17 protein-coding genes are annotated in these 13,679 nt (G+C 71.5%); 12 read left to right on the plus strand and 5 right to left on the minus strand.

The annotated features are described in order from the left end of the window. The first annotated feature begins 14 nt into the window (after nt 1–14). Nucleotides 15–332, plus strand: coding sequence for a DUF7882 family protein (locus MTP13_RS03005; RefSeq protein WP_243569576.1), 318 nt, complete (start codon nt 15–17; stop codon nt 330–332). A gap of 64 nt (nt 333–396) precedes the next feature. Here the strand turns inward: MTP13_RS03005 and MTP13_RS03010 are convergent, their stop codons facing one another. After that, the gene (locus tag MTP13_RS03010) at nt 397–720 is read right to left on the minus strand and encodes a DUF7882 family protein (RefSeq protein WP_189085372.1); all 324 of its coding nucleotides are present in this window, start codon (nt 718–720) and stop codon (nt 397–399) included. A 154-nt stretch (nt 721–874) separates the two neighbouring features. Here MTP13_RS03010 and MTP13_RS03015 point away from each other — a divergent pair, with 154 nt between their 5' ends. Further along, a complete protein-coding gene (locus MTP13_RS03015; protein WP_243569577.1) occupies nt 875–1,654 on the plus strand; it encodes an EAL domain-containing protein in 780 nt (259 codons plus the stop codon). A 15-nt stretch (nt 1,655–1,669) separates the two neighbouring features. Here MTP13_RS03015 and MTP13_RS03020 read toward each other — a convergent pair whose 3' ends face one another. Continuing rightward, on the minus strand, nt 1,670–1,936 hold the full coding sequence (locus tag MTP13_RS03020) for a hypothetical protein (RefSeq protein ID WP_243569578.1): 267 nt from the start codon (nt 1,934–1,936) through the stop codon (nt 1,670–1,672). Between the two features lie 43 nt (nt 1,937–1,979). On the opposite strand from MTP13_RS03020, the gene MTP13_RS03025 reads away from it, so the two are divergent. Continuing rightward, entirely contained in the window at nt 1,980–2,270 is a 291-nt protein-coding gene (locus MTP13_RS03025; RefSeq protein WP_243569579.1) for a DUF7882 family protein, read from the plus strand. Nucleotides 2,271–2,300: 30 nt separating this feature from the next. Here MTP13_RS03025 and MTP13_RS03030 read toward each other — a convergent pair whose 3' ends face one another. Then, a complete protein-coding gene (locus tag MTP13_RS03030; RefSeq protein WP_243569580.1) occupies nt 2,301–4,229 on the minus strand; it encodes a bifunctional diguanylate cyclase/phosphodiesterase in 1,929 nt (642 codons plus the stop codon). 135 nt (nt 4,230–4,364) lie between these two features. Between MTP13_RS03030 and MTP13_RS03035 the strand changes: the two genes are divergently transcribed. From MTP13_RS03035 to MTP13_RS03070, 8 genes are all read left to right on the plus strand, one after another. Next, entirely contained in the window at nt 4,365–4,676 is a 312-nt protein-coding gene (locus MTP13_RS03035; RefSeq protein ID WP_243569581.1) for a hypothetical protein, read from the plus strand. A gap of 78 nt (nt 4,677–4,754) precedes the next feature. Beyond that, a complete protein-coding gene (locus tag MTP13_RS03040; protein WP_243569582.1) occupies nt 4,755–5,297 on the plus strand; it encodes a hypothetical protein in 543 nt (180 codons plus the stop codon). A 121-nt stretch (nt 5,298–5,418) separates the two neighbouring features. Then, entirely contained in the window at nt 5,419–5,976 is a 558-nt protein-coding gene (locus MTP13_RS03045; protein WP_243569583.1) for a hypothetical protein, read from the plus strand. A 1-nt stretch (nt 5,977) separates the two neighbouring features. Next, nucleotides 5,978–6,616, plus strand: coding sequence for a TetR/AcrR family transcriptional regulator (locus MTP13_RS03050; RefSeq protein WP_243569584.1), 639 nt, complete (start codon nt 5,978–5,980; stop codon nt 6,614–6,616). Further along, the gene (locus MTP13_RS03055) at nt 6,613–7,482 is read left to right on the plus strand and encodes an alpha/beta hydrolase (RefSeq protein ID WP_243569585.1); all 870 of its coding nucleotides are present in this window, start codon (nt 6,613–6,615) and stop codon (nt 7,480–7,482) included. The genes MTP13_RS03050 and MTP13_RS03055 overlap by 4 nt, the downstream gene beginning before the upstream one ends. A 224-nt stretch (nt 7,483–7,706) precedes the next feature. After that, on the plus strand, nt 7,707–8,672 hold the full coding sequence (locus MTP13_RS03060; RefSeq protein ID WP_243569586.1) for a LacI family DNA-binding transcriptional regulator: 966 nt from the start codon (nt 7,707–7,709) through the stop codon (nt 8,670–8,672). 105 nt (nt 8,673–8,777) lie between these two features. After that, nucleotides 8,778–9,254, plus strand: a complete 477-nt coding sequence (locus MTP13_RS03065) for an RpiB/LacA/LacB family sugar-phosphate isomerase (protein ID WP_243569587.1) — start codon at nt 8,778–8,780, stop codon at nt 9,252–9,254. A 32-nt stretch (nt 9,255–9,286) separates the two neighbouring features. Then, a complete protein-coding gene (locus MTP13_RS03070; RefSeq protein ID WP_243569588.1) occupies nt 9,287–10,624 on the plus strand; it encodes an MFS transporter in 1,338 nt (445 codons plus the stop codon). Nucleotides 10,625–10,646: 22 nt separating this feature from the next. Here MTP13_RS03070 and MTP13_RS03075 read toward each other — a convergent pair whose 3' ends face one another. Beyond that, nucleotides 10,647–11,606 (minus strand): aldo/keto reductase, encoded by a 960-nt coding sequence (locus tag MTP13_RS03075; RefSeq protein WP_243569589.1) that lies wholly within the window; start codon nt 11,604–11,606, stop codon nt 10,647–10,649. Nucleotides 11,607–11,802: 196 nt separating this feature from the next. On the opposite strand from MTP13_RS03075, the gene MTP13_RS03080 reads away from it, so the two are divergent. Beyond that, on the plus strand, nt 11,803–12,312 hold the full coding sequence (locus tag MTP13_RS03080) for a nucleoside deaminase (protein ID WP_243569590.1): 510 nt from the start codon (nt 11,803–11,805) through the stop codon (nt 12,310–12,312). A gap of 332 nt (nt 12,313–12,644) precedes the next feature. On the opposite strand, the gene MTP13_RS03085 is transcribed toward MTP13_RS03080, so the two are convergent. Continuing rightward, nucleotides 12,645–13,670: a LacI family DNA-binding transcriptional regulator gene (locus MTP13_RS03085; RefSeq protein ID WP_243569591.1), complete on the minus strand. Its 1,026-nt coding sequence runs from the start codon at nt 13,668–13,670 to the stop codon at nt 12,645–12,647. Between the last annotated feature and the right edge of the window lie 9 nt (nt 13,671–13,679).

Raw genomic sequence — 13,679 nt, forward strand, 5'->3', positions numbered from 1 at the left:
GGCATGCTGGTGCGGTGGGCATCCTGACCTATCGCTTCATCCGGACCGTCGAGATCGAGGACCGGTCGCTCGCCCATCTGCGCAGCGTCATCCTGGCCAAGCTGCGACGCGGCGAGTCGTTCGCGTTCTCCTGGGAAGTGCCCGCCGAGCAGGGCAGCGGTCGCAATTCGATCTGGCTCGGCCCCGACATCCCCATCGTCTTCGAGTTCTTCGACGCGCGGGAGCCGCGGCTGAACCCGGTCTGGCTGCGCGAGCTGACGCGGGCGGCGAACTCGCCCGCCGGCCTCAGCCTCGTGCCCGAGCCGAGCAGCCCGGGCACGGCGGAGCACTAGCCGGATCGCGCTGCTCGAACGCGATCGGGCGGATGCCTCGGCGGCCAGCCCGTGGGCTCGCGGGTCAGCCCGTGGGCTCGCGCCCGGCCTCGAGCGGCTCCGGCACGATCGTGAGGCCGCCGGCGGAGTTGGCCGAGCGGTTCATCGCCTGCACCCAGGCGGGGTTGAGGCGCGGGGCGCGGCCCCCGAAGTACTCGAAGGCGACGGGGATCGCCGGCGACAGCCAGACCGAGGTGCGACCGAAGCCGCTGGCCGAGGCGGACTCGGTCCAGGTGAAGGCGAACGGTTCGCCGCGTCGCAGCTTCGCCCAGATCGCCGCCTGCAGGTGCGCGAGCACCCGATCGTCGAACGAGACGACCAGCTTGGAGTCGTAGGTGAGCGTGCCCATCAGAGGAAGGATACCCGGCGGACGACCGCTCGCCGGCATCGGCCCGCTGGGCGCGCGGCCGGCGGGCGCGGAAGCCGCGAGGCGGTACGGTACACCCCCAAGCTGTGAACGAGCGATCCTTGCGCAAGGGGGTTGACAGGACGATTCTTGTGGGATGGAGCGCCGCGCATCGCATCCCATCGCCGACGGGTCGGCCGAAGAACTCCGCCGCGCCGTCGGGCGGGGAGAGCTGGTCGCTTTCTTCCAACCCGAGTACGAACTCGCGACCGGTCAACCCGTGGTGGTCGAGGCGTTGTGCCGCTGGCTGCACCCCGTTCGCGGCCTGGTGCTGCCCGACCGCTTCATCCCGGTCGCCGAGCGCACGGGCCTCATCGGCGATCTCAGCCGCGCGATGCTCGAACAGGCCGGGCGCCGTGTCGCCGAGTGGCACCGCCACGGCCGACACGTCGGGCTCGCGGTCAACGTCTCCCCGACGCAGCTCCGCCCGGACTTCGCCGCGACGGTGCTCGAGTTCGTGCGAGAACTCGCGCTGCCGGCGGGCACCGTGACCGCCGAGATCACCGAGACCCCCGCCCTCACCGAGAGCTGCGAGGAGCTCGAGGCCCTGCAGATGCTCATCGACGGCGGGATCGGCGTGTCCGTCGACGACTTCGGCGCCGGCTTCACCTCGATCGAGGCGCTCCGGCGCATGCCGCTCACCGAGGTCAAGATCGACCGCTCGCTCATGCGCGACCACGCCCCGGAGGCGGACGCGCTCGCGCGTGCGGCGGTGGAGGTCGCGCACGAGCGCGGCGCCGTGGTGGTCGCGGAGGGCATCGAGACCGCGGAGGACCTCGACCGCGCCCGGCGGTGGGGCTGCGATCGCGGGCAGGGCTTCTACTACTCCCCCGCGCTGCCCGCGGCCGAGGCGGAGCGGCTGCTCAGCGTCGCCTAGCCGCCCCCGACGCGACTAGAGGACGATCTCGTCGCCGGACGCCCCGGCGGGCTTGTCGTCGTCGCGATCGGACAGGTCGCCGCCGACGTCGATCTGCGACCAGGTCACGGGCATGCCCGGCGAGAAGAGGATGTCGATGCCGGGGCCGCCTCGCAGCGGCGGGATGTTGACGTACCCACCGCCCGCCTTGATCGCCTCGAGGACCTGCTGCTTCAGCTCGGTCACGGGGTCGGGCAGGAAGTAGTCTCGGCCGTCTACGGTCAGTCGGTGCACAAGGGTCACCGATTCAGGCTACCTCGGCTCGCTTCCGCATAGGATCGGGACAATGGGAAATCTGCACTACGGCTCGCCGCCGGCCTCGTTCGCGATCCCCGATCGCACCCTCGCGCACCTCGAGTTCGTCGTGCTCGCCAAGCTCCGCCGCAAAGAGGCCTTCGCGCTCTCGATCGACGGCGACGGCGGCGCGCGCCAGCAGGTGTGGATCAACCCGTCCTCGACGCTCCGCTTCGAGTTCGACGGCCCGCCCGGTGAGATCAACCGGGTCTGGCTCGAGGAGCTCATCGACTCCGCGAACGGGGCGGCCGGCATGCGGCTCACGCCGGAGCCGAAGGCCTGACGGTGCGCGCCGACTGACGGCGCGTCCCGCTCAGAGCGAGACGCGGTTCCGTCCGGCGTGCTTGGCTCGGTACATCGCTGCGTCCGCCGCCTCGAGCAGCCCGACCCTGGGCGAGCCCGGTTCGGCCACGACGACGCCGCACGACGCCGTCACCGAGAGCACCGCGCGGCTGGTCACGATGGGCACGGCGATCGACTGCACCAGCCGATCGGCGATCGCCTCGACATCCTCGCCGATGACCCCGTCGAGCAGCACGACAAACTCGTCGCCGCCCAGGCGCACCACGACGTCCTGCTCGCGCGAGGACTCGGTGAGGCGGTTCGCGACCTCGAGGATCACCGCGTCGCCGGCATCGTGCCCGTGCGCGTCGTTCACGCTCTTGAAGTCGTCGAGGTCGACGAAGAGCATCGCCTTGCCGGCCTCGCCGACCGGACCCCTGGTGGCCAGACGCTCCACCAGGTAGCGCCGGTTGTACAGCCCGGTGAGCGCGTCGCGCATCGCGAGCTCCGCGAGCTGGGCCTCGGCCCGGCGCTGCAGGGCGACCTCCAGCTCGTGGCCGAGCTCCGCGGCCTCGTCGACGACCGTGCCCCAGGGCGCGCTGCGGTCCCGCACTGTGCGCTTCCACGCGGCGAACGAGGTGCGCGGCGACAGCTCGTCGGGCCGGTTCGTGCCGCCGGGGTCGCCGAGCCAGGAGATCTCGCGCGTGAGCTCGCCGCGGAAGAACACGAGCACATCGCCCGACTCCGCGAGCGGCACGATGAGGAGGCCGGCGACGCCGGGGATGAGCTCGGCGAGGTCGGGCCGCTCGGTCAGCAGGCACTCGGAGACGAAGGGCGTGCTGCCCACTCGCTCGAGCACCTGCAGGATCGGTCCGAGCGCGGGCGTCTCGCCCGCCATCCGTGAGGTGCCCGAGATCCGTACCAGCACGCCGTCGGCCGGCACGAGATCGAGCACGGTCGCGGCGCCGCCGAGCAGCGCGGCGTGGATGTCGTCGGACGCGTAGAGCGGGGCGAGCAGCTCCGCCCGCCGCGCGCGCACGTCGACCATGTGCTGGAGGCGGCTGATCTGCCGCATCGAGGCGAGCTGCAGCGCGATCTGTCCCGCCAGCACCTCGAGCGCCCGCCGGAGCAGCACGGGCAGACGCCGTTCGCCCCGATCGGCGCAGGTGATCATGCCCACGAGCCGGCCGCTCTCGACGATCGAGAGCGAGAAGCTCGAGGCCTGGCCCATGTTCCGCATGTACTGCAGGTGGTACGGCGAGACCGTGCGCAGCTCGGCATCCGACAGATCGATCGCCCGCGGGTCGTCGGCGAGCGCGACGAGCGGGATGCCGGGGGCCTCGGTGCTCGCGATCGTGCGCCCGATCTTCGAGATGTAGAGGGCGCGCGCCTGCGGCGGGATGTCGGAGGAGGGGAAGTGCAGGCCCAGGTACGGCGGCAGCTCCGGTGCGCGCGCCTCCGCGACCACCTCGCCGTGGCCGTCGTCGTGGAAGTGGTACATCATGACGCGGTCGAAGCCGGTGATCTCACGGATCTCGGCGACCACCCCCGCACGCAGCTCCTCCTCGGAGCTCGCCTGCGAGGTGCGCATGATCGCCCCGACGACCGCGGTGCGGGCGTATTCGCCGCTGTCCGGCAGGGGCTCGATCTCGACGATCGTGATCGCGTCGCGGTGGTGCACGATCGCGTCGCACGCCTCGCCCTGCCAGGTGATCCGCACCGGGTCGATCGCCTGACCGCTGCGCACCGCGTACTCGAGCTCGGTGTTGCCGAGCTCGGCCACCAGATGCCCCAGCCAGCCGCTCGCGTTCTCGCTCGCCACCGCGATGAGGCCGGTGCGATCGATGCCCAGCAGGGTGCCGTGCGCCTGGATCGAGCCGGGCGTTCGGATCGGCTCCTTCGCGCATTCGTCGAGCCTTCGGAGCTCATCGGGGTCGAGGGCGAGTTGGGCCGGGTCCACGGTCACTCCGTCTGCCGGAAGGGATAGAGCGACCGGTGTGGCCAGCGTAGCCGACTGAGCTGAAATCCCGCCCGTGTCAAGGGCCCCATGCGTGGGCCTTTCCAACGGAATGATGCCTTCGGGAGGTCAATCGACATGGAGCAGACACTGATCTGGGAGCCGCTCGCGCCGGGCAGCTGGCGGCTTTGCGACTCGCGGTACCCGGTGGGACAGGTGCAGCGACTCGTCGCCTACGTCGAGCGCGGGCAGCGCGGCGGCTTCGAGGCCGTCTGGATCGCACGCCGCTCGGCGCCGACGTGGCACACCTCGCGCGCCGACGTGCTCCGCGAGGCGCGCCGCAACGCCGCGTCCGAGTCGGCGGTGAGCCCCGTCGACGAGCTGCGAGTGGATGCCGCCGCCTTCACCCCGGTCGACGCACCCGACCGGCACCGCGTGCTCGCCGCCTGAGCGCACGCCGCTCCGGCGTCAGCCCGTACTAGGGTGTCGCTGATGCGAGCCGCGAGCCGCGAGCCGCGAAGGAGGACGATGACGCCGTTCACCCCGCCCGCCGCGCCGACGCTCGACCACCTCGACCTCGACGCCCTGGAGCAGACCGTGCTGCCGGACGGCGGACCGTTCCCTCCCTCCTACCGTGCATTCGTGCGAGCCGCGGGGTGGGGTCGGCTCTACGGGCTGTGGCTCGTCTACCCGCCGGTGCTGGCCGGCTACGCGGACGGCTGGCCCGGACGTACGGCTCGGCTCACGGAGCGGTTCCGCGCCGCCTACGCCGACGGGCGGACCGAGGAGTTCGACTGGATGGTCGAGCCCGACGGCGACTGGCCGCTCGCCGAACGACTGCAGGTCTTCGCCTGGAGCGAGAACGGCGACGCGCTGCTCTGGGAGCTCGGCTCGAGGGACGCGCACGACGAACTCGTGATCTGGGAGTCGCGCGGTCTCAACTCGCTGCACCGCCTCGGCGTCGGCCTGCACGCGGCACTCGCCGCGCTGCGCGAGCGGGAGGGGGCGCTCGCCGCAGAGAGGCCCGAGCTCGAACCCCTCCCGGGATTCCGGCTCGACTTGGCTCGCTGAGCCCGTCTGGTTCGCTGAGCTCGCCTGGTTCGCTGAGCTCGTCGAAGCGCCGCACCCCTCGACAGGCTCGGGGAACCAGGCACCCCTCGACTTAATAGAGATACCTCTCTAATATGTGACCATGCCGACGCTCGCCCGCCCGCAACGCCCCTGGCGCTGGGGCCCGCCGCTCACCGATGAGCCGAGCGGCCGCGTCCCGCTGCCCGGCCCGCACGTCGTCGCGACCCGCGCCGTTCGCACCACCGCGAGTCCGCAGTCGCTGTTCCTCTGGCTGTGCCAGCTGCGCCGTGCGCCGTACAGCTACGACTGGCTCGACAACTTCGGCCGGCGCAGCCCGCAGCGCGCCGATCCGACCATGACCCGTCTCGCCGTGGGCCAACGGTTCATGACCATCTTCACGCTCCTCGTATTCGAGGCGGACCGCTCGCTGACCCTCGGCATGCGGCCCGGCGCGCCGTCCCGCCTGTTCGGTGCGCTCGTCGTGGAGTACCGCGTCGACCGGCTCCCCGACGACGTGCGGCAGCTCGGCGCCATCCTGCGGATGCCGGCCTCGGGACCCGGCGCCGCCGCGCGCAACACCGCTCTCGCCTGGGGCGATCTCGTGATGATGCGCAAGCAGCTGCACGAGCTCCGCCGGCTCGCGGAACGGGACGCATCGATCGGAGAGGCGGTCCGCTGACATGGGTCGAGCAGCGAAGTACTCGGAGCAGGACATCCTGGATGCCGCGCTCGAACTGATCGCCGACGACGGCGCCCACGCGGCCACCGCCGTCGCGATCGCGAAGCGCCTGGGCGCGCCGTCGGGCTCCATCTACCACCGGTTCCCCTCGCGGGACCTCATCCTCGCGACGCTGTGGGTGCGCACCGTACAGCGGTTCCAGCGCGGCTTCCTCGACGCCCTCGGCTCCCCCGATCCGCAGGTCGCCGCCGAGCGCGCCGTGCGCCACACCCTCGACTGGAGCACTGAGCACCCGACCGAGGCGAGGCTGCTCACCCGGTATCGGCGAGAGGACCTCATCGCGCTCTGGCCTGACGAGCTCGGCGATGAGCTCCGCACCCTGAACGACGACGTCGCGCGGGCGGTGCGCAGCTTCGCGGCCGCGCAGTTCGAGCGAGTCGATGCCGCCGCGCTCGGGCGCGCCCGATTCGCCCTGATCGACCTGCCGTACTCGGCCGCACGGCTCATCATCCGCGAATCCGCGCAGCCGGCCTGGCTCACTCGATCGGTGCTCGCCGCCTCGGCCGCGGTGCTGGCCGCGGACATGGGCACAGAGACCGGCACGGTCGAACGCCCAGCCGGCGACGGAGGCGCCGCGTGATCGGCGACCGGCTCGGCCCGCCGCTCGGACGTAGGCTCGCCGCGAGACTCTTCCGTCCGCCCCGGCGGCCCCATCATCGGCGCCCGGCAGACTTCGGTCTCGAGGCCGAGACGGGCACCGTCCGCACCGCCGACGGGATCGAGCTGCACGTCTGGTTCATCCCCGGCCGCGGTGCCGGCACCGCGATCGTCGGGCACGGCATCGGGCTCACCAAGTCGGCGAGCCTGCGTCAGGCGGAGCTGCTGCACCGGCTCGGGTACCACGTGCTCCTCTTCGACCACCGCAACCACGGCCGGTCCGGCTCGGACCGCGCGCGGCGCGAGCTCGCCGATCGCTTCAGTCGGGACATCGCGGCCTGCGTCGCGGCGGCGACGGAGCGGTGGCCGGACGCCGGCCCCCTCGTCGTGTGGGGATTCTCCTTCTCGACGTTCCCGACGCTGTACGCCCTTCGCACCCGGGCGAGCCCGATCCACGCGATCCTCTGCGACAGCGGCCCGGGCTTGGAGCTCGACCCCATGCTCAGGCGCTTCGTCGGCGACGGCGGCGCGCAGTTGCCCGCCCTCGCCCGATCGGCCCTGCGCCATCCGTCCGCGGTCGCCGCGTTCGCCGCGACGGCGGTCTCGATGCTCGGCGCGGTGTGGCCGCCCGACGCGAGCGCCTCCGCCTCGGGGACCACCCCGATGCTGTTCCTCGTCGGAACGGATGACGAGGTGCTCGACCCGGCGCAGGTGCGCGCACTCAGCGCACGCTACCCGCACGCGCGCGTCGCCGAGCTGCCCACGGGGCACCTGCTCGGCATCAAGGATGCGGAGCCCGAGTACCGCGCCGCCGTCACGACGTTTCTCGCGGAGCTGGCGGCCGGCTGAGCCCGTCGAAGCGGCTGGCTCGCTGAGCCCGCCTGGTTCGCTGCGCCTGTCGAAGCGCCCCCTCGACGAGCTCGGGGAACCACCTCTGCCCCTCGACGAGCTCGGGGAACCAGGCTCGGCACCGCCGACGCCGAGGAGCTCGACCGTACGCCGGAACCCGCCTGAGCAGGCACCGCGTGGTACCGTGACGGCGCACGTGGAAACGTTTCCGAGCGGGGACCTGGATGAGCACGATTCATGATGTCGCGCGGCTCGCGGGCGTCTCGATCGGGACGGTGTCGCGGGTGCTGAGCGGCAACCCCGCCACCTCGCCGGAGTCGCGCGAGCGCGTGCGGGAGGCCGCCCTGCAGCTCGGCTACACGCCCAACGCGCGGGCGCAGTCGCTCCGGCTGGCTCGCACGGGGGTGATCGGCCTCTCGATCTCCGACGTGCGGAACCCCTTCTTCGCCGACGCGGCGCACGGGGCGGAGCAGGAGGCGCTCGCGGCGGGACGGGTGACGATGCTCGCGAACGCGGACGAGGACTCCGCGATCGAGGCCAGGTACCTGCGCGCGTTCCGCGCGCAGCGCGTGGACGGCGTGCTGATGTCGCCGCAGGGCGGCAGCGCCGAGGGCGCCCGGTCGCTCGTCGAGGCCGGGATCCCGGTGGTGCTGCTGAACCGCACGCTCGACGGCGTCGACGCCCCCGTCGTGACGTTCGACGTGCGTCAGGGGATCGAGCAGGCGATCATGCACCTGCGGGATCGCGGGCACCGGCGCATCGGCCTGATCGCCGGACCGGTCTCCGTCTCGACGGGGCGGGCGCGGGTCTCGGCGTTCGAGTCGATCCGCGACGAACTCGGGCTGGATCCCGCGCCGGAGCTCGTGCAGCTCGCGGACGGCCGGCGCGGCGGCGGCGCGGACGCGGCCGAACGGCTGCTCGACCTGAGTCCGGCACCGACGGCGGTGCTGTCCTCGAACGCGCTGATGAGCTCCGGGGCGTTCGAGGCGATCCGCGGCCGCGGTGCGGCGGTCGAGCTGGTCTCGTTCGACGACCAGGACTGGATGCGCCTGGTGGACCCGCCGCTCTCGGTGATCGAGCAGGACGCCGCGCACATGGGCGCGGTCGCGATGCGCCTGCTGCTCGAGCTGATCGACGGCGGCAGCCCCCGATCGGTGACCCTGCCGACCCGGCTCATCCCGCGCGGCTGATCCCGCGCGACTTGACAGCGGGAGCCCGCGGAGGTTAACTCTCTGCAGTCATGTAAACGTTTCCATGTAAACGTTCACATCCGCGATGGAAGAAGGAGATGCCGAATGAGAGTTGCGGTGGGCGCCGACCACGCGGGGTTCCCGCTGACCGGATTCGTGAAGGAGCAGCTGACGGCCCTCGGCCACGAGATCGTGGACGTCGGCACCTTCGACGAGACCCCGGTCGACTTCCCCGACATCACCGCCCGCACCGCGCACGCCGTGCTGTCCGGCGCGGCCGAGCGCGGGGTGCTCGTCTGCGGCAGCGGCGCCGGCGCGATCATGGCGGCGAACAAGATCGACGGCATCCGCTGCGCGCTGACGCACGAACCGTACTCCGCTCACCAGGCCGTGGAGCACGACGACGCGAACCTGATCGCGATGGGCGCGTGGCTCGCGCCGCGCGCGCTCATCCGCGACATCCTCGACGCCTTCCTCACGGCGACGTTCGACGACGACGAGGACACCCGGCGCCGGGTGCGGAAGCTCCAGCTGCTCGAGCAGCGCACGCTCGCCGAGTACCTGAACGACACCACCCCCTGACCCCACCACCGCGCAATCGAAGGAGATTGGGTATGACCAGCACGACCAGCACCGCCCCGAGCCCCCTGGGCTCGCCCGACCGGGTGAAGACCGCGATCGCCGCCGCCGTCGGCACGAGCGTCGAGAACTACGACTTCATCGCCTACGGCACCGCGGCCGCCCTGTACTTCGGCCCCGTGTTCTTCCCGAACGAGGATCCCGTCGTCGGCACGCTCCTCGCGTTCGCGACCCTCGCCGTCGGCTTCCTGATGCGCCCCATCGGCGGCGCGATCGGCGGATACCTCGGCGACCGCTTCGGCCGCAAGCCCGTGCTGGTCGGGGCCATGCTCGTCATGGGCGGCGCGACCTTCGTGATCGGCGTGCTGCCGACCTACGCGACCGTCGGCATCCTCGCCCCGATCCTCCTCGTGGTCATCCGCATGATCCAGGGCCTCGCCTTCGGCGCGGAGTGGGGCGGCGCCGTCACCATGGCCTACGAGCACGCGCCGTGGAACCGGCGGGGAATGTTCGCCGCGATCCCCCAGTCCGGCAACCCGCTCGGCATCGCGCTCGCGAGCCTCATGTTCCTCGTCTGCGCGAACCTCCCCGGCGACTGGGCCTGGCGGGTGCCGTTCCTGCTGAGCCTCGTCCTCGTCGTCGCGGGCCTGATCGTGCGCGCGCGACTGTCGGAGTCGCCGGAGTTCGAGGCCGCGAAGGAGACCGGGAAGATCGAGAAGAACCCGTTCCTCGCGACGCTCCGCAAGGACTGGCGGGGCATCCTGCGCGTCATCGCGCTGCGCATCGTGGAGTCGTTCGCCTACTACCTGACGGCGACGTTCCTGCTCAACTACCTCACCACGAACCATCCCGACACCCGCTCGGTCGCGCTCGCCGCGATCACCGTCGCGAGCGTCGTCGCCATCGGCACCACCTTCCTCGCCGGCTCGCTCAGCGACCGCTTCGGCCGCCGGCCGCTGTACATCGCCGCGTGCGTCACCGCGATCCTGTTCGCGTTCCCGATGTACTGGCTCACGAACGACGGGGTGCCGGCGCTCATCTTCGCCGTCTTCGTGTTCGGCATCGCCTTCATCCACGCCACGCTCACGGGCGTGCAGGGCTCGCTGCTCTCCGAGCAGTTCGGCACGACCAGGCGCACCTCGGGCGCGTCGATCGGCTACCAGGTCGCGGCGTCGCTCGGCGGCTTCGCCCCGCTCCTCGCGACGCTGCTGACCGGCGTGTTCGGATGGCCCGGAGCGGCGATGCTCTACATCCTCGCCGCGGTGATCGGGCTCGCCGGCATCCTGACCGCCCGCGAGACCTGGGGCCGGGCGCAGCGTGCGAAGGTCGCGGCGCAGATCGAGGAGGCGCGGCGCGAAGCCGTGTCCGTCTGACCGGGCGAGCCGCTCCGCGCGGTCAGGGCACGATGTGCCCGGCCGCGCGGAACAGCTCGTACCACTCGATGCGGCTGAGCCGGAGGTCGGAGCCCTCCGCCGCGGCGGCCAGCCGAGCCGGCTTCGTCGTGCCGAGGACCACCTGGATGCCGGCGGGATGCCGGGTCAGCCACGCGGTCGCGACCGCGATCGGCTCGACGCCGTAGCGACCCGCGATCCGATCGATGGCGGCGTTCAGCTCGGCGTGCTGATCGGAGCCGAGGAACACGCCCGCCGGGCCCTGGAAGGGCGCCCACGCCTGCAGGGTGATGCCGTGCAGACGCGCGTAGTCGACGATGCCCCCGCCGTCGCGCACGACGGACTGCTCGTCGGACATGTTCGCGGCGATGCCCTGCGCGATCACGGAGGAGTGCGCGAGCGAGAGCTGGATCTGGTTCACCACGATGGGCTGGTTCAGGGAGCGGCGGAGGAGCTCGATCTGGCCCGGCGTGTGGTTCGAGACGCCGAAGGCGCGCACCTTGCCCGCCGCGTGCAGTTCGTCGAACGCCCGCGCGACCTCGTCGGGCTCGACCAGGGCGTCGGGCCGGTGCAGCAGGAGCACGTCGATGCGGTCGGTGCGGAGCGCTTCGAGCGACCCCTCGACCGAGTCGACGATGTGCTCGTAGGAGAAGTCGAACGCGCTCTCGCCCTTGACGATGCCGCACTTCGTCTGGATGGTGAGCTCGTCGCGCTCGGCGGGGCCGAGCCGGAGCGCCTCGGCGAACCGGCGTTCGCACCCGTGCAGTTCGCGGCCGTAGATGTCGGCGTGGTCGATGTACGTGATGCCCGCGGCACGCGCGGTGTCGACGAGCTCGCGGATCGCGGCGTCGTCGAGGTCCTCGATACGCATGGCGCCGAGCAGGAGGTTCGGGACCTCGAGTCCCGAGCTGCCGAGCGGGACGCGCTTCACGGACGGCTCGGGTGCGGCGGTGGCGGCGGTCATCCGATCTCCTTCGTTCGAGTGGGGTGGGCGGGTTCGGAGCGAGTCCGCTGCCGACGTTACCGCCCGTCGGCCCGGGACGTGCGAATGCGCGCGAAGTCGCGGCCGGCGAGCGAGTACCCTGGCGTCGAGCGAGGGGGTTCATCGTGAACGCACATCGAACGATCGGCGCGAAGACGGCAGCCAGCGGAGCGGCGCGATGAACGGCGTCCCCGAGATCGCACCCGCCACCGACCCGCGGGACGTCGCGTTCCTGCGCCGCTGCGTCGAGCTCGCGCGAGCAGGATTGGACGCGGGCGACGAACCGTTCGGCTCGCTGCTGGTGGATGCCTCGGGGGCCGTCAGATACGAGGACCGCAACCGGGTCGCCGGCGGCGACGAGACCCGCCATCCCGAGTTCGAGATCGCACGCTGGGCGGCCGAGCACCTGACCCCCGAGGAGCGTCGCCGCGCGGTCGTGTACACCTCGGGCGAGCACTGCCCGATGTGCTCCGCCGCGCACGCATGGGTCGGACTCGGACGGATCGTCTACGCCACCGCATCCGCGCAGCTCGCGCAGTGGCGCACGGAGTGGGGCCTCGCGCCCGGGCCGGTCGCCGCGCTGCCGATCAACGCCGTCGCCCCGGGCATCCCCGTCACCGGCCCGGCGCCCGAGCTCGTCGACGAGGTCAAGGAGCTGCAGCGCCGGCTCGTCGAACGCGGGGCCTGACGCCGCCGCGGTCCGGCGCCTGGCCCGCGGAGCCCGTCGAAGCGGTGCCCCTCGACGAACTCGGGGAACCAGGGACCGCTACCTCGCGGCGCCCCTCCGGCGGCGGCCCACGAGCATCAGCGCACCGCCGAGCAGGAGCATCGATGCGACCAGCACCGCCCCGTTCCCTCCCCCGAGGCACCCTGAGTGCAGCTGAGTTCCGGACGCGGCTCGAAGCAATGTCGGCGTCATGGCGCGCGCGGTCCCACCAGACTGACCGCTAAGGAGTATGCATGCCACCCACTCCGCGGTCATCACGACCGCGCGTTGAAAGCGCGCTCGCAGACAGGCGCTCACCCGTTGTGTCGGCGTGTTCCGTACGCGGGTCCCGTGGACTCACGAACCACAAGCTCCGGCTGGAACAGATACTCGGTTCTCGATGCGCGGACCCCGTTCATTTCTCCGACGAACGCGTCAGCGATGGCAACCCCCATCGCGGTGACCGGTTGGCGGACGGTGGTCAGTGGCGGCCAGGCGTTCCTCGCGATCACCGAGTCATCGAATCCTACGACCGAGAGATCTTGAGGGATCTCGAGCCCCTGCCTGCGGGCTTCGGCCATCACCCCCACCGCGATGAGGTCATTCGCGCAGACCACTGCGGTGCAGCCAGCAGCGATCAGCGCCCGCCCAGCGCTGATTCCACCATCGTCGGTGTAGAGCGACGGCTCGATGACGGCGCGCGCTTCATCACCGGCATGCTTCTTCATCGCGCTGTGAAATCCTTCGGACTTCCGCTGCGCGGCCACGAAGGACTCCTGCCCGACCGCGAGTCCGATTCGCCGGTGACCCATGGCAGTGAGGTGGCGCACGGCGAGCTCCATCGCGCTGTGCTCATCGATGGAGAAGAAGGGCGCGTCGATGTCTGCGCGGTATCCGTTCACGAACGCCAAGGGCAAGCCGAGCTCAAGCAGCTGGGTGTACCGGTCCATCGGGAACCGCGAATCCGAGTGCCGGCCCGAGAAGAAGACGATCCCCGCCGCACCCGCTTCGACGAACATATCGATGTACTCGTCCTCGTCGAGTCCGCCTTCGCTCTGGGAGCCGATCAGCGGAGTGAACCCTCGACGTGCGAAGTTGGGCCCGAGAGCTTGAGCGAATGCTGGAAAAACTGGGTTCATCAGCTCGGGGAGGAGCAGACCCACCGGGCGGCCGGTGCGTCGTCGCAGACGCGCCGGACGTTCGTAACCCAGTAGATCCAGAGCGGTGAGGACTGCCTGTCGCTTGTGTTGGGCGACTCCCGGCTTGTCATTGAGTACGCGGCTGACTGTGGCTTCGCTGACCCCCGCGTGCGCTGCAATATCCGCGAGAGTCGCACCCATGCGGGTAAG

It is taken from the genome of Agromyces soli, assembly GCF_022811605.1.
GTDB lineage: Bacteria > Actinomycetota > Actinomycetes > Actinomycetales > Microbacteriaceae > Agromyces > Agromyces soli.